Raw genomic sequence first — 16,633 nt, 5'->3', positions numbered from 1 at the left:
CTGATTTCTTTTTTTGTTTATCCTTACAGTTCAGTGGGGGAACCACATGCCACAAAAACAAAACCTTGGAGAAGACTTCCTCCGTCGCCTCCTCATTTCCATTTTCCTCGTGTACCTCCTGAAGGAGTTAGGCTTACTCATCTCGATCTTCATCTTTATGCCGCTCATCCGCGAGATCATCCGGGAGCTTGAGAGATCCGGCTTTTCCCCGGTCGAGGACGTTCTATCCGCCGTCACCCTTCCGGCCCTGCTGAGAAGGGGCCTGATATTCGAGGCTCGCGGGCTCAGGGCCGGAAACGAGGGGAAGCTCAAGGTGGGCTTTAGAAACAGCTCCTCCAGGAGAATAGACGTTGAGATCAACCTCGAACGCCTCAAAGGGTACGGCGAGGTTTTCCCGGCCCGGCTGAGGTTCTCGCTGGGGCCGGGAGAGATGGAGTACTCCTTCGTCAGGTTCACTCCAAGGAGCGGGGGAACGCTCACGGTGGACCTTGAGGTGAGATCCGGGAGTACAAGGGTCAGGGTTCCCGTCGTGATCGGGGTCGAGACGGAAAAGAGCGTGAAGGTGAGGAGAAAGGCCCGTGAAGTCCCGATAGAAGGGGGAGAGGGCTACGTCGTCCCGGATCTGCGGGCACTCTTCTCCCGCTACTCAGAGGTCGAGCCGATAGGAGAGGGTGGCTTCGCGAGGGTTTTCAAGGCCAGAAAAGAGGACGGTAAGATCGTCGCCCTCAAGATCCCCCACCATCTAACCGAGCAGGCTGGAAAAACGTTCCTGCGCGAGGTATCAATCTGGAGCGGACTGAAACACAGGAACATCGTGGAGCTCTACGACGCAAACATCGTTCCAATCCCGTATTTAGAGATGGAGTACTGCGAGGGCTCGCTCGCGAGACTGGAGAAACCCCTTCACTGGGAGAAGGTTGCGGAAATTGCCTTCGGAATCTGCGAGGGGTTGAAGTACGCACACTCAAGGGGCATAGTCCACCGTGATCTGAAGCCGAGCAACGTTCTGCTCAAGAAGGGCGTTCCCAAAATAAGCGACTGGGGACTGAGCAAGGTCGTAACGGAGAGCAGCTCAACGACAACGTCGTTTACACCCCTCTACGCGGCTCCGGAGCAGATAAGCAAACGCTTCGGAAAAACCGACGAGAGGACCGATATATGGCAGCTCGGTGTTCTCATGTACGAACTCGTCACCGGAAGGCTTCCCTTCGACGGCGAGGACTTCGTCGAGATAGCCGGGAAAATCACGATGGAAGACCCAGTGCCGCCGAGCGAGCTGAACCCCGACGCAAAGCCCCTCGAGCCGGTAATACTACGGTGCCTCAGAAAGAGGAAGGAGGAGCGCTATCAATCGGTCAAGGAGCTCCAAAAGGACCTGGCAGATCTTTTAGGCGGCAGATACCGCGAGAAGCTCAGGAAAAGCGTTGATTTCTCACGCTCGGCCTACTACGCGGGTCAGCTGCTCCTCCTCCACATGAAGCTCAACGATACGAAAGAGGCCCTCAAATGCGCCCTCGAAATGAGAAGGTACGCGAGAGGAGAAGCGAGGAAGGAACTTGAAAGGCTCATTGAAGAGCTTGAAATCCGGCTCCAAGAGGGGCTTCCGATTCCCGAAGAGCTGATTGAGCGCGTGGAGGTGCTCGTGCATGACCTCAGCACATAAAACAGTAACGCATAAAACTGTAATGCACACCCGCAGGCTCTCAGTTCTTTCTACAGTTTCACGGAAAAAGCCAGGAAGGCCGCCGAAAGGTTGGGGGTGGTGCTGGTTGAAGATGAGACGCTGTAGGAAAAGTATTATACTTTGTCTACATCATTTGGAAATTTCACGCTCATCGCCAAGAAGATCGGGGACAAAACCGGGGAGATGATGGATTTGGCGGATTTGGAAAGGCTCGTTAGGGGGTCGGAGGGATGAAGCCCGTCACAATCTCGGAGACCGCCGATAGGAAGTACTGGATTAAGGCGTATGAGTTTGAGGGGATGGAAGCTGAAGCTAAGGCCGTTGCGCTGATGCCGAATGGGGATATAGTGGTTGCCGGGAGCATTAAGCCGAAAAAGGAAAACACTAAGAGCAACGGGCTTGTGGCAAGGCTTGATAAAGAGGGGAACGTAAAGTGGGTGAGGATTCTAGGGGGAAGCAAGGATGATAAGTTTAACGATGTGAAGATAGCTCTAAATGGAGACATTATTATTGTTGGCTCCACTGAGAGCTTCGGCGCTGGAAAAAGTGACGTTTGGGTTCTTAGGTTTGATGAGAATGGCAACGTAAAATGGCAGAAGACCTATGGAGGAAGCGATTACGATGAGGCCAATGCGGTTACAATAGCTGAGAACGAGGACATTATTGTAGCTGGTTATACTTGGAGCTTTAGTACTGGATGGAATTGTGATATATGGGTTCTCAGGCTTGATAGCGAAGGAAACATTAAGTGGCAGAAGACTTTTGGTGGGAATAAAGATGACTTTGCTAATTCCATTGTGTTAGCTCCAAATGGAGACCTCATTGTGATAGGATACACTTACAGCTTTGGGGCTAAAACATTGGATGCATGGATTCTCAGGCTGAATAGTAATGGGAACATAAAATGGCAAAAAACATATGGCGGGGGTAATCAAGACGAGGCTTCTATGGCTGTTGTTACTCCTAGCGGAGACATTATTGTGGCAGGTCACACCGGAAGCTTTGGAGCTGGAAAATGGGATAGTTGGGTTCTTTGCCTAGATGAGAATGGTAATGTGAAATGGCAAAAAACATACGGAGGAAACAATTATGATGTAGCTAATGCTATTGCTTTAGCTCCAAATAATGATATAATCATAGCAGGTCACACCGGAAGCTTTGGAGCTGGAAAGGGTAATGTTTGGGTTCTTAGGCTTGATGAGAATGGTAATGTAATCTGGCAGAAAACCTATGGGGGAAGCGATTACGATGAGGCCAATGCGGTTACAATAGCTGAGAACGGAGATATTATAGTGGCTGGCTACACTCGGAGCTTCGGTGACGATGTTTGGATTCTCCGCCTTCCACCAGATGGAAACCTGCCCAGCTGTAAGCTCTGCCAAGACTCGAACGCAATAGTCATGGACACCAACGCTGTCGTCAAGAACACAAAATGCAAGGTAACCGTTCCGCCGCTCAAGCCCGGATTCTTCCGCAAGGAATACGTCAAAATCACCAACACAACCGCCACCATCAGAACGGCGATTCCAAAGGTCAAAATCCTCTGCGAGTGGGAGCCTGAAGGGAGGCTCTCCCTCTCCCCTTCAGCCAGAAAGGTTGAAGTCGAGGACAACATTTCATCGGCCCTTCTCTTCCGCTATGAGTCGCTAGAATTCCTTGGCGAGGGTGGTTTTGCTCGCGTGTATAAGGCAAAGAGAAAGGACGGCAAAGTAGTGGCTGTAAAAATCCCAATAAGCCTTGACCCGACAACCGGAAAGTCCTTCCTTCGTGAGATAGGGAACTGGACTAAGCTCAAGCATCCGAACATCGTCAGGGTTTATGACTACAACATCCTTCCAATCCCGTTCTTTGAGATGGAGTACTGCGAAAGCTCTCTCGAAAAGCTCCCCAAGCCTTTACCCGTTGAGGTAGCTTCCTACATCGTCTTTAACATTGCCGAGGGCTTAAAGTACGCTCACTCGAAAGGTATAATTCATGGTAATTTAAAGCCCAGCAACATTCTTCTCAAGGATGGAACTCCAAAGATAAGTGACTGGGGACTCAGCAAGGTCGTCACAGAAAGCGACTCCACAATCACTTCCTTCACGCCACTCTATGCCGCACCAGAGCAGATAAACAGAAGATTTGGCTCGATCGATGAGAGAACGGACATTTGGCAGCTTGGAGTAATCTTCTATGAACTGGTTACTGGCAGGTTACCCTTTGAGGGTTCATTGAGTGAAGTTCTGCACGGGATTCTGAGCAAAAAGCCAACATCACCAAGCCAAATTAATCCCAAGGCAAAGAAAGTTGAGCCAATCATAATGAAGATGCTTGAGAAGGATAAGAGTAAGAGGTATCAGAGTGTTGAAGAGCTTCAGCGTGACCTTGCGAGGATTTTGAACTTGACTTACTCTGAAAGCTTGAGAAAGAGCAAGGGTGATGTCGGGAGGATTACTTTCTACCTTACTGAGCTCTTGCTGATTAACTTGAAGACGAACAATGCTCGTGAGGCTTACAAGTACGCGAGTGATTTAGTTTTTTATACAAGGGGCGAGTTAAAGCAAGAAGTGGAAAAACTTGTCGAGCAAATCAAATTCAGGCTCAAAGATGGTTTGACAATACCGCCTGAAATAATAGAAAAAGCCGAAATAATAACCCACAAAATAAGACTTGGATACAAAAACGTGAACGAGCTGTTAAAGGATCTAGAGAATGTCCCAAAAAGAATCGAGGTAGAAGGTATTAAAGAAACAGAAGTAATACACCCACAGAAACAAAAATCGATCAAAAAACCCTGCCCCGGCTACCTCATCAACAATCGCTGCTACATCGTGAAGGCCATGGTTATGGACGAAGCCGGTCTGAAGTCGGCGCTGGAAGAGCTGGACAAAGAGCTGAGCAGTATTGACTTCATCCAACCCCTTCCCGACGAAATCACAGTTCATCCCTTCAAGGACATCATCGAGGGCGAAAACCTCTTCGTGACGCGGAACATAGTCTCCCGTGGGCCGGGAGAGAGCGGCATTATCCCATCAGAGTGGCTCATAGAAATTCTCGACTGGATAAAGAAGGCCGTAATCCCGGAGATTGAGGTGCCGGAGAGGGTTGCAGAGGCATTTGCTCAATCTCTTCCCGAAGCTAGAGCTGAGAAGCCGGAGGTCAAGGCTAAACTTGATGAAGCCATAAAATCAAAGCCAGCAAAAGAGACCAAGACGGTGGAAGGCTTCCCCTCTGCCCTTCTCTCACGCTATGAGCCCCTTGAGTTCCTCGGTGAAGGCGGCTTTGCAAAAGTTTTCAAAGCTCGCAGAAAAGAGGACGGCAAAATCGTTGCCCTCAAGATACCCAGAATAGACGAGAAGACCAGCGGGCTGTTCATCAAGGAGGTTGCTGCATGGTACAACCTTAACCACGAGAACATAGTAAGACTTTACAGGGCAGACATTCTGCCGGTTCCGTACCTTGAGATGGAGTTCATCGAGGGCGTTGAGGTTGATGGGAAGCTCGTCAGAGACCTTGAGAAGTATCCAAAGCCCGTTGATGAGAAGACCGCTTTAAAGCTCATCACGGACATTGCCAGGGGATTAGCCCACGCTCACTCAAAGGGCATCTACCACCTCGATCTCAAACCGCTCAACGTCCTTCTCAAAGCCGACCTGACGCCCAAGATAACGGACTGGGGACTGGCGAAGATAAGCGCGAGGAGCTCGCTGAGCAGGCACTACGGCTACTCCCCGCTCTACGCCGCTCCCGAACAGCTTGACGAGGAGACCTTCGGGGAGCCGGACCACAGGACTGACATCTACCAGCTTGGTCTAATTCTCTATGAGTTCTTGACAGGCGAACTCCCGTATAGGGCAACTTCTCCCGGTGCCCTCGTCGGTAAAATCCTCTACGCAAAGCCAAAGCCCATTTCCGAGCTCAAGCCGGGGCTCAAGAGGTTTGACGGAGTCTTTGAAAAGCTCCTAGCGAAGAGGAAGGAAGAGCGCTATCAGAGCGTTGAGGAGTTTCTGTCCGCTCTGGAATCCCTAACAGAGCTGGAGAGGGAGAAAGAGGAGCTTAGGAAGACGAGCTTAGCCATGAAGAAAAGCCGCTCACGTGAAGAGTTTGAAAGGTTGAGGATTGAGAGCATTCGCAAAACCGTGAAGATTGCCATTCTAAGTGCCAAGCTGAACGACAAGGCGGAGCTTCTGGCGGCGCTGGACGATCTAAAGTTCTACACCCGCGAGAACCTCGACGATTTGCTGAGTGCGATAGCCCAGGTGGAGCTTCTTCTCAAAGAGGGCATTCCAATAGGCCCGGAGGTTGAAGAGAAGGTAAGGGCGCTTGTGCTGAGGATTGAGGGGGAGGCGCTGTCGAAATGAACGTGTGCAAGCTTATAAAACCGGGAGAAAATGAGCGGGTCGAGTTCAAGGAAAACATCGACGTAAAGCGCATACTGGAGACGGTCTCGGCGTTCGCCAACACTCACGGCGGCGTGATAATCATCGGCGTCCGCGATAAAGATAAGAAAGTGATGGGCGTTCAGCTTGGAAAGGAAACGCTATCGAAGCTCGCCAACGAGATAGCCCAGAACACCGAACCGGAGGTTATACCGAGGCTCAGGGTCGAGAGGTGCGGCGGTAAGGACGTGATAGTGATAGAGGTTGATGAGCATCCCGTGAAGCCCGTGATGGTGAAGGGCAGAGCCTACAGGAGGGTTGGCAACTCGAACAGAAAGCTCACCCCAAAGGAAATCTCGGAGCTGTTCGAGGAGAGCGTCGGGCTGAGCTGGGATGCCTATCCGGTTGATGCCACGCTCGACGACGTTGATTTGGATAAGGTGAGAGAGTTCATCAGAAGGGCGAACCTGCCGAGCGACGACGAGATTGAGGTTCTCAAAAAGCTCAGGCCGATTAGGGACGGGAAGGTTACGAGGGCGTTGATTCTGCTCTTCGGCAGAGACCCCCAGTGGTTCTTCCCGCAGGCGAAGGTGAGGGTTGGAAGGTTTAAGGGCAGCGAAATCCTCGACTCGGTTGACGTTGAAGGAAACCTCTTCGAGCAGGTCGAGGGAGCGGTGAGCGCGATAAAGAAGCACATGAGCAGAAGGTACGTGATAAGGGGGCTGGTGAGGGAAGAGATCTGGGACTATCCCCTTGAGGCCATGAGAGAGGCAGTGGTAAACGCCGTGATGCACAGGGACTACAGGATGCCCGAGGAGGTGCAGATAAAGATTCTCGACGAAAGGATAATCTTCTGGAACCCCGGCGGTCTTCCCATCGGTCTGACCGAGGAAGACCTCTACCGCGAGCACCCATCGAAGCCGAGGAACAGGCTCATCGCCGAGGTTTTCCATCTTGCCGGCTACGTTGAGAAGTGGGGCAGCGGAACGCTGAGGATTCTGAGGGCATTTGAGAAGGCCAAACTGCCGAGGCCAGAGTTTAAGGAGGCCTTCGGGGGCTTTCAGGTGGTCTTTTACAGGGACTGGCTGACCGAGGAGAGGCTGAGGGAGCTTGGGCTCAACGAGAGGCAGGTTAAGGCCGTTCTCTACGTGAAGGAGAAGGGAAGCATAACGAACAGGGAGTACAGGGAGATGTTTGAAGTTTCGCCGGTTACAGCGGCCAGAGATTTGAAAGACCTCGTTGAAAAAGGGATACTCAAGAGAATGGGCGGAACCGGGAGGAGCGTCAGGTACGAGCTAAACATTTCAAACATATCATAAACATTTCATAAACGTTTCATCGTGAAACGTTTGGGTGGTTCGTATGGCAAGGGGCTGGATGCGGGATCTGAACGCCATCGGAACGCTGACGTGGGGAGGGTCTCCACGGGTAGGGCAGAGGGACTCAAAAACTAGCCATAGCAAAACTAACAAATCTCTTAAAAAGTTTTGTTATATTTGTTGTGGTGGTTGAGATGCGTCCGCCGACGAGGAGGGAGAGGATATACATAGCGCTCTGGGAACTCGGGAAGGTTAGGGTAGCGGAGCTTTCGCGGGTTACGGAGCTGAAGTATCCCTACGTTCACCGCGAGGTCAGGAGGCTTGAGGAGCAGGGAGTGGTGGTGAACAACGCCGGAACCGTTGAAATCCTCGACAGGAAAGCCTTCGTGATGCTCTGGGCCGAGGACAAGAGGAGGATATTCGAGAGGGTTAAGCCGGTTAGGGTGAAGATTATGCCCTCTCCCGACGTCCTGCTCTCTGGTTCCGCCGCCCTCTGGGCAATTGGGAAGGTTCTCAGCCCGGCGGGAGGGATAGCGTACGTAAAAACGCCGGAAGAGGCTCTGGAAATGAGGTTGGGGAGGGGCTACGTCCTCTCGGTTTACGCCTACGACGACTTTGCCTTCCGCTTTGCAAAGGCCGTGGGGAGGTTTAGGGTGCCGCCCTGGGGGATGGTTTTGGCAGATTTGCTCGCCCAGGGCATGTACACGCGGCTGTTCGATGAGGTGTTTGAGGAGGTTGTAAGGGATGGAGGAGATTAAAACCTTGAGAAACCCCAGCAGTCCCCTAATCAGGGCTTCGATAGAGGACATGCTCAGTATAGCCAAGGGATTGAACATTCTGCTTGCTGGGGGATGGGGGGTTTATCACTGGGTCACCAAGTGGGGCTTAACAGGAGTTCCCTCGATTGACGTGGACTTCCTCGTTAGGCTGGAGGACTTCAAGAGAGTTGATTCAAGGCTAAGGGAGCTTGGCTATCAAAGTTCGGGCTTTAGGTACTTCAAGGCAATTAGAGATGAAGAGCTTCCTTTCCTTGAAGAGAGACTTAACGTTGATTTGCTCTTTGACAGGAAGCCGAGCGAGCTGAGCTTCGAGAGTCCCTACGTTGGGCCGATATTTGAAAAGCAGTACTATTCCCTCGAAACCTTCAAGTTTGAGGCTCTCTCCGGAGACCTTAACATGGTTCTCCCTGAAGCGCTCATAGTTCTAAAGCTCGACATATACTCCAACCCCGCATATCCAGACGAGAAGAGGGAGAAACACTGGAAGGACATGGTTGACCTGTACTCGCTATTAATGGGCGCTCCAGAGCTGAAATTCGATGTATTTAAGGAGCTTTACAGGGTTAAGCCGTTCTCATTCGAGCACGTTGAGAGGTTCTTTTCAGGGGAAAGCAGGGAGCTTATGGACGTTGCAACCGTCATCATGAACCACGTCGGTCTTCCCTTTGATAGGGAAGGCCTTCTCATGAGGATTGACGAGATTAAAGAGGCCCTTGGGCTGGAGGTGGTTTGATGTCGTACTGGGCCAAGACGTACGGGCCGGGCGAAGCTAAGGCTGTGGCTGTTGATATGGACGGGGACATTATTGTTGTTGGGGAAAGGGAAGGAGACGGCTTCGTGGCTCGGCTTGACAAGGACGGGAACGTGAAATGGTTCAAGACGTACGGTGGGGACAAAAATGATTGGTTCAATGATGTGAAGATTGCCCCAAACGGGGACATAATAGTAACAGGCTACACTGAAAGCTTCGGCGCTGCCGGCAGCGTTTGGGTTCTTCGGTTGGATAATAATGGTAACGTTAAGTGGCAGAAAACCTACGGGAGAGGCTACACCGATCATGCTGAGGCGGTTGCCATTGCTCCGAACGGAGACATTATAGTTGCCGGTTATACTGATCACTTTGGCGCCGGTGGTTGGGATGCCTGGATTCTTAGGTTGGATTCCAACGGTAACGTGAAGTGGCAGAAGACCTACGGCGGAAGCGATTATGATGAGGCTTACGCGGTTGCCATTGCCCCAAACGGGGACATTATTGTAGCAGGCTGGACTAAAAGCTTCGGCGCTGGTGAGTATGATGTTTGGGTGCTTCGGTTGGATAATAATGGTAACGTTAAGTGGCAGAAAACCTACGGTGGCTCTAAGTGGGATGAGGCGTATGCTCTCGCTTTGGCTCCTAACGGCGACATCATCGTGGCCGGCTGGACTGACAGCTTCGGCGCTGGCAAAGATGATGCTTGGGTTCTCAGGCTTGATGCTAATGGTAATGTGAAATGGCAGAAAACCTACGGAGGAGAATGGTACGATAAGGCTAAAGCGATTGCAATAGCTCCTAACGGCGACATCATCGTGGTTGGAGGCACTACCAGCTTCGGCGCTGGTAGGAGTGACGTTTGGGTTCTTCGTTTGGATGAGAATGGTAACGTGAAATGGCAGAAAACCTACGGCGGGAGTAACGGGGATGAGGCTCACGCGGTTGCCATTGCACCGAACGGTGACATTATCGTAGCAGGCTGGACTAAAAGCTTCGGCGCTGGTTATGGTGACGTTTGGATTCTTCGGCTTCCGCCGGACGGAAACCTGCCTGAGTGTGACTTTTGTGGTAATTCTGACGCTCAAGTAATGGACACTAATGTCCAAATTCACAACACCCACTGTGAAGTCCTGAGCGGTGTCAGTAAGTATCAGGTTGAAGTGGAATACGAAGTTGAAGTTAAAGTTGGAACAATCTTCAAACGAACAAAGAAAGAGATGAAAAAACGAAAAGAGTGGCGCACCAAGAAGGTCTCTCTTATCGTCATGGACTCAAAAGCCGTCGTTAAATCCCTCAACGTAACCCCCAATGTCCAGTACTACCTCGATTTGGAACCCCTCAAACAAAACGTTCAAAACTCCCTCACCCTCTCGGTTCCGGGGCTCGTCGAAGGCGTTGATTCAATCCTCAAGCTCACTGCAAAAAACGACTTTGCCAAATCCCTAAAACTCACCCTTGACCTCTCAGCCAACGACTTCCTCGACCTCGAAACCACAACTTTGGAATTCCCCGAGCTGAAGAAAGGCCAAAAGGTCTCTAAGAGCCTCGCCGTAACGCCGAAGTACGCCGGCAACTTCGACTTCCGTATTAAAATCAAAGCCATCGCGGACGGCATCGAGCTTGAAACTGAAAAGGTCATTCCAGTTGAGGTCGCAGAGAGGACGGCTCAAGCCTATGCCACACCACCAACACCCGTCACCCCGGCCACGCCGACACCCCAGCCAATCACCCCAACTCCAACACCTTCCCCCGCTGGAGTTCAGCTTCCTGCCGACTTCCCGCCCCAGCTGGCCTACAGATACACCGACGTCGAGCTGATAGGAAAGGGCGGCTTCGCAAGGGTTTACAAGGCAAAGAGAAAGGACGGAAAGATAGTCGCCGTCAAAATCCCGCTCAGCCTCGACGAGAACACCGGAAGGGCGTTCCTCAGAGAGATAACCAACTGGCTCCACCTGAAGCATCCGAACATAGTTCGCCTCTACGATGCCAACATTCTCCCGATTCCATTCCTCGAGATGGAGTACTGCGAATCTTCACTTGAAAAGCTCCCCAAGCCTTTACCCGTTGATGTCGCCTCATACATCGTCTTCAACATAACGGAAGGCCTGAAGTACGCCCACAGCAGGGGCATAATCCACCGCGATTTAAAGCCCTCAAACATTCTCCTCAAGAACGGCACACCAAAAATCTCCGACTGGGGACTGAGCAAGGCCATGGCCGAGACCCATTCAACAACCCTGGCCAGCTTCACTCCATTCTACGCCTCTCCTGAACAGACCTCGCGCCGTTTTGGAAAGCCCGACCACAGGAGCGACATCTGGCAGTTAGGAGTAATATTCTACCAGCTCGTCACCGGAAGGCTGCCGTTCGAGGGCGACGACCTGATTGAGGTCGTCTCGAGGATAGCCACCGACGAGCCAATCCCGCCGGGCGAGCTCAATCCGGAGGCCAAAGACGTCGAGCACATCATCCTCACCTGCCTCCGAAAGGACATGGAGGAGCGCTACCAGTCAGTTGCCGAGCTCCAGTTCGAGCTGGCGACCTACCTCGGCGTGCGCTATAAAGAGGCGTTGAAGCGCTCAATAACCCTAAACGACGCCCCAAGGGCGGCTTTCTACGCGGGCAAGCTGATGTTGATGTTCCTCAAGATGGGCAACCTCAGGGAAGCCTACAAGTACGCGAGCGATCTGAAGTTCTACGCGCGAGGAGAGCTCAGCGGGGACGTGGAAGCTTTAGCGGAGCAGATAAAGGTCCGCCTTGAGGAGGGGCTGAACTTCGCAGGCGAGGAACTCCTCGCGAAGGCCGAGGTAATAGCGCACAAGGTGGGCCTGGGCTTTGAGCAGATTTAGTGGAATAAGCCGCTCAAATAAGCTAAAAGCCCTGACGAAGGAGGTGTTTGAGATGCCCGTCGATCTGTCCGGACCCCTGCTGTCAGCGTTTAGGAAGGCCAAGAGGGAGTTTGAGGATGCCATAAAGAAAGGGGATAAGGAAACCGCCCGGAAGAAGGCCCTTGAGTGCGCGAGGATACTGAAGCAGCTCTCGAAGTACGACGAGTTCAACTGCGAGAGCTACCTGAAGAAGGCGAAGAAGTGGGAGGTGATAGCGAAGGAGGTCGAGGAGGGCCGCTACGGGGCGAAGAGGAAACACAAGCCGGTGAAGGAAGGCGGGAAAGGCGGCAAAGGAGGAAGTGAGGCGAGCGTGGACGAGGAAGACCAGTTCAAGCGCTACGTGGAGAACCTCATCGCAAGGTCGAAGGTCAAGTGGAGCGACATCGGTGGGCTTGATGAGGTGAAAAGGCTGATAATGGAGACCGTCGTCATCTCGGCCCTTCAGAGGCCCCAGTCCATCCAGCCCTGGAAGGGTATTCTGCTCTTCGGTCCGCCTGGAACCGGTAAGACTCTCCTCGCGAGCGCCGCCGCCGGAAGCCTGAACGCGACCTTCTTCTCAGTTAAGGCCAGCAACGTTCTGAGCAAGTACTTCGGCGAGTCCACCAAGATAATCTCGGCCCTCTACGAGGTGGCGCGGGAGAGGGCGCCGAGCATAGTCTTCATGGACGAGATAGACGCGCTGACGACGAAGCGCTCCGGCGATCAGAGTGAAGCGAGCAGGAGGATGCTCTCCACCCTGCTGACTGAACTCGACGGCTTCCAGGACAAGGGAAGTGATGTACTCGTCCTGACGCTGGCGGCAACCAACACGCCCTGGGATCTCGACGAGGCCGTACTGTCGAGGTTTCCGAGGAGGATCTATGTTCCCCTGCCCGACAAGAAAGCCACGAAGGAGATCATCAAGATCAATACACGCGGGCTCGACATAAGCCGGCTCGACCTCGATGCCATAGCGGAGGAGAGCGTCAGAAGGCTCTACTCCGGAAGGGACATCAAGAACCTCTGCCAGGAGGCGGTATGGAACATGATCCGCGAGGAGAACCCGGACCTCCACAAGCTGGCGGAACTGCCCTACGAGAAGCTCAGGAGGCGCTCGCTGAGGACAAGACCGCTTGAGATGAGGGACTTCGAGGCCGCTTTCAAGAAGATCAAAAGCCCGCTGACGCGGAAGGACATCGAGCGCTATGAGAAGTGGGCGGAGGAGTTTGGGGGATGGTGATATGAGGTACTCCACTCTTCTTCTCGTTTTTCTACTGCTGAGTCTCCTCTCCCCACATCCAGTTAAGGCTCAAAATTCTGGAGACTACAGGGTGAGCATGTACAATGTAAGTGGCGAGTATATCACTAATGGAGACAGTCCTGAAAATGAATCATGGCAGTGGCCGAGTCCCTCATCCGTCTCGGCCGTCGCCACTACCCCGGATGGAAAGTACGTCGTGGTGGGTTCTGGAAACGATGTTTATCTTCTCGACGGCAACGGGTCGGCCCTGTGGAGCTTCAGAGCCGGGGACGCAATAAGTGACGTCGCCATCACACCCGACGGGTCGATGGTCGTCGCTGGTTCGGTGGATCACAACGTCTACGCCTTCAACAGGAACGGAGAGCTCCTCTGGAAAGGCACAACCAAGTGGGAGGTGTGGAGCGTCGCGGTGTCTGACGATGGAAGGTACGTGGCCGCGGGTTCCCGCGACGCTTCGGTGTACATGTTCGACGGTAGAACAGGGGAGCTGCTGTGGAGGTACCCATCAGGAGGGGGCATACCATCGAACGCGGGTGTTCTCGACGTGGAGATATCGGGCGATTACGTGGCCGCCGGAACGCAGGACGGTAAGCTCTACCTCCTGAAGACGGACGGAACCTTATTGTGGTCGCGCGTGCTCCCGGGAGAGGTTAAGGACATCGCCCTCTCGAGCAATGCGGAGTACATCGCCGTTGGTTCATACTCCGATTACGTATACCTGTTCACGAGATCCGGAGGTCTCCTGTGGACATACTACACCGGGAACGACGTTGGGACTGTGGCGATAACCTCAGACGGAAGTGAAGTTTTCGCGGGGAACTGGAACGGCCACGTTTACAAGCTGAACAAGGCCGGGAAGCTACTGTGGGAGAAGAACCTCAACAGCGGCGGCGTTACCAAAGTGCTGCTGACTCCTGATGGGAAATACGCCATTGCAGGAACGCAGCGTGGACTCGTTGCCCTCTTTGACTCAGACGGAAACAGAATCTGGGCAAACACCCTCGGTTCAAGAGTGTGGGACATGGCCCTCGCCAGGGAAACCGGAAACGTCGTCATAGGTGCGGACAAAGTGTATTACATGAACCCGATCGAAGAGATCCAGATGAAGGTGGACGCCGAAAACGCCATTCAGCGGGCGGAGAACCTCATAACATACGCCGCGGATCACGGGATAAACGTGACCGACGCAGAGAACATGCTCAACGTTGCAAAAAGTGAGTACTCTTCCGGTCTGTACTCCGCTGCGAAGGACCATGCGGACCAGGCATACAGCCTGGCTCAGGAGGCAATTTCCAAGGCGAGGACGGACGCATGGAGCGCGATTGAGGACGCCAACGAAACCATAAGCCAGGCCAGAAACCTCGGTCTCAACACCTCAAGGGCGGAGTCGCTTCTCTCGAAGGCCCTTGAGAACTACACGAAGGAGTACTACCCCGCGGCAGAGCAGAATGCCAAAGAGGCAAAGAACATAGCGATGAATCTCATCGAGAGATACAACGCGTCTGTTGCCATAGAAAACGCAACGGAGATGATAAAAGCGGCCAAGGCAGCGGGAGCGAACACAACCCCCGCCGAGGATCTCCTAAACCAGGCAAGGGAAGCCTTCAACAGCGGAAACTACACAAAGGCCAGAGAACTGGCGGAACGGGCGGCCCAAGAGGCAAATAGAGCCAAGCAAGAGGCTGAACTCGCAGCCCTAAGGGCGGAGGCAGCGGCCGCGATTCGGGACGCTGAAGTTACAATAAACGAAACCGTTGAAAAGGGGATAGATGTCTCTGAGGCGTATTCATTACTGAGTCAGGCAAAGGCAGCCTTCAACAACGGTGAATACGAGCAGGCAAAGGAGTATGCCCAAAAGGCCAAGGAAAGCTGTTTGAACACGGTCGCTCAGGTTAGGACTCATGCCACAGAATCGATAAACGCGGCGAACCAGTCAATCGCCAAGGCTGAAGGCCTGATCTCCTCGGCCAAGGACGCAGGCATTGATACCAAAACGTACGAGGATACGCTCAATGAGGCCAAGGAAATCCTCAGAACGGCCGTAGATCTCTACAACGCTGGCAGGTACACCGACGCCATAACAAAGGCCGAGAACGCGAGGACGAAGGCTGAGGCCGTGGTATCATCACTCAACGATAAGCTCAAGTCGTACAGGGAAGAAGCCCTTAACAGCATAGCCGAGGCCAACGAGACCATAACATGGGCTGTGAAGCACGGACTCGACGTTGGGAACGCGAAGAACCTCCTAAGTGAGGCCGTTGAGAAACTTAAGAGGGGTCTGTACCTTGAGGCCTCCAACCTGGCCAAACAGGCGCTGAACATGGCACGGGATACGATAGAGAGCCACAAGACCGAGGCCAAAAACGCGATCGATCTCGCCAACGAGACTATAGAAAACGTGTCAAAAACACTATCAACGCTCGAGAAGCTCGGCTTCCCCGTGGATAAAGAAAGGAACAAACTCCAGCTAGCCGTATCAGAGCTCGATTCCGCCAGAACCCTGTACAACGAAGGAAACTACCCTGACGCAGTAACCAACGCGGTAAAGGCCAGGAACGCGGCACTCTCAATACTGGAAGAGCTCGGGGAAGTTGAGAAAACCTACTCAAAGAACGTTATTGAGAGAGCTACCGCAAACCTCACATCCCTTCAGAAAGACGGTATCGGATGTCCCCTCGGAAACTCCACGTTAAAACTGGCGGTGGAACGCTTCAATGAAGGGAATTACAGGGAGGCCCTCAACCTTGCGATGAAGGCCCTTGATGAGATTGAAAGATGCAGAGATGATGGCACCTCAATAAAGGGGGACATAGAAAGCGTTCTCTCCAAGGCAGAGGACATGAAGGGGAAGGGCTGCCCCGTTTCGGACGTTGAGGAGAGCCTGACCAGGGCCCTTGAGTCCCTCAAAGTGGGGAACTTCAACGCATCAAAGGAGGAACTCCAGAACGCCGAGGGTATGCTCAGCGAGAGAGAAAAGAGGTGCAACGAGGTACTGACCGATATCGATCAGGCGAGGAAGGCAATAGACTCCGCAAAGTCCTTAGGGCTTGATCCCTCCGAAGCAGAGAAAATCCTGAACGAGGCGCTTGGAAAACTGCGGAGCGGAGACTTCAACGGGGCGAAGTCGCTCGCACTAAAAGCGGCGGAGAAGGCCCGCGACGTTGACGGAGATGGTATTCCCAATGATGAGGACCCGTTCCCGTCGATCAACAACTACGTCGTCTACGGTGCGGCTGGGGTTGTTCTGCTGTTGCTGATAATCCTTGGGGCACTCCTCGTGAGAAGACAGCGCCTTAGAGGACTCCACAGGAGCATTGTGGCAACGGTGAACGCGGCCCTCGCCGGCCTCATCCCTGAGGAAGCCGAGGAGAACAGGAAAGCGCTTGAATCCCTCCTGGAATCGGCAAACCGTGAGTACAGGAAAAAGAACAGAAGTGAGCTCCAGCGCATTAGGAAGGAGGTTCTGACCCAGATCAACGCCATTGAGGAGAAGAGGAGGGAATACCAGAAGCTCAAGGAGGCCATCCTCAGGGAGATAGACTCCATCCTGAACCCCGGACAGGCAGCCACCGAAACCGCAAATCCTGAAAATTCGGAGGAATGAGCATTTT

General features: G+C 53.0%; 8 protein-coding genes. All 8 read left to right on the top strand.

Features of this window, described 5'->3' with window-relative positions; genetic code table 11:
- Positions 1-46: 46 nt before the first annotated feature.
- The 8 genes from TAM4_RS01485 (at position 47) to TAM4_RS01445 (ending at position 16,626) form a co-directional block, all read left to right on the top strand.
- Positions 47-1,663 (top strand): serine/threonine-protein kinase, encoded by a 1,617-nt coding sequence (locus tag TAM4_RS01485; RefSeq protein ID WP_014121464.1) that lies wholly within the window; start codon positions 47-49, stop codon positions 1,661-1,663.
- 251 nt (positions 1,664-1,914) lie between these two features.
- Positions 1,915-6,027 carry a protein kinase gene (locus tag TAM4_RS11860; protein ID WP_237702109.1) on the top strand — a complete coding sequence of 1,371 codons (4,113 nt, stop codon included), beginning with the start codon at positions 1,915-1,917 and terminating at the stop codon, positions 6,025-6,027.
- Positions 6,024-7,364, top strand: a complete 1,341-nt coding sequence (locus TAM4_RS01470) for a helix-turn-helix domain-containing protein (RefSeq protein ID WP_014121461.1) — start codon at positions 6,024-6,026, stop codon at positions 7,362-7,364. Before TAM4_RS11860 ends, TAM4_RS01470 begins: the two co-directional genes overlap by 4 nt.
- A 194-nt stretch (positions 7,365-7,558) precedes the next feature.
- Entirely contained in the window at positions 7,559-8,122 is a 564-nt protein-coding gene (locus TAM4_RS01465; protein ID WP_014121460.1) for a hypothetical protein, read from the top strand.
- Entirely contained in the window at positions 8,109-8,876 is a 768-nt protein-coding gene (locus TAM4_RS01460; protein WP_014121459.1) for a hypothetical protein, read from the top strand. The genes TAM4_RS01465 and TAM4_RS01460 overlap by 14 nt, the downstream gene beginning before the upstream one ends.
- Complete coding sequence (locus tag TAM4_RS01455) at positions 8,876-11,743, top strand: protein kinase (protein ID WP_048149655.1); 2,868 nt, start codon at positions 8,876-8,878, stop codon at positions 11,741-11,743. The genes TAM4_RS01460 and TAM4_RS01455 overlap by 1 nt, the downstream gene beginning before the upstream one ends.
- Before the next feature lie 52 nt (positions 11,744-11,795).
- The gene (locus tag TAM4_RS01450; RefSeq protein WP_014121457.1) at positions 11,796-13,001 is read left to right on the top strand and encodes a 26S protease regulatory subunit; all 1,206 of its coding nucleotides are present in this window, start codon (positions 11,796-11,798) and stop codon (positions 12,999-13,001) included.
- Between the two features lies 1 nt (position 13,002).
- The gene (locus TAM4_RS01445; protein WP_158306671.1) at positions 13,003-16,626 is read left to right on the top strand and encodes a PQQ-binding-like beta-propeller repeat protein; all 3,624 of its coding nucleotides are present in this window, start codon (positions 13,003-13,005) and stop codon (positions 16,624-16,626) included.
- The last annotated feature ends 7 nt before the right edge of the window (positions 16,627-16,633 follow it).

Origin of the sequence: Thermococcus sp. AM4, assembly GCF_000151205.2 — an archaeon.
In the GTDB taxonomy this organism is placed as follows: Archaea; Methanobacteriota_B; Thermococci; order Thermococcales; family Thermococcaceae; genus Thermococcus.
This window is presented reverse-complemented; position numbering and strand designations above follow the sequence as displayed.

Coding starts and splice junctions, on each gene's coding strand:
- TAM4_RS01485 (WP_014121464.1), top strand. CDS start 47: ATGCCACAAAAACAAAACCTTGGAGAAGACTTCCTCCGTCGCCTCCTC.
- TAM4_RS11860 (WP_237702109.1), top strand. CDS start 1,915: ATGAAGCCCGTCACAATCTCGGAGACCGCCGATAGGAAGTACTGGATT.
- TAM4_RS01470 (WP_014121461.1), top strand. CDS start 6,024: ATGAACGTGTGCAAGCTTATAAAACCGGGAGAAAATGAGCGGGTCGAG.
- TAM4_RS01465 (WP_014121460.1), top strand. CDS start 7,559: ATGCGTCCGCCGACGAGGAGGGAGAGGATATACATAGCGCTCTGGGAA.
- TAM4_RS01460 (WP_014121459.1), top strand. CDS start 8,109: ATGGAGGAGATTAAAACCTTGAGAAACCCCAGCAGTCCCCTAATCAGG.
- TAM4_RS01455 (WP_048149655.1), top strand. CDS start 8,876: ATGTCGTACTGGGCCAAGACGTACGGGCCGGGCGAAGCTAAGGCTGTG.
- TAM4_RS01450 (WP_014121457.1), top strand. CDS start 11,796: ATGCCCGTCGATCTGTCCGGACCCCTGCTGTCAGCGTTTAGGAAGGCC.
- TAM4_RS01445 (WP_158306671.1), top strand. CDS start 13,003: ATGAGGTACTCCACTCTTCTTCTCGTTTTTCTACTGCTGAGTCTCCTC.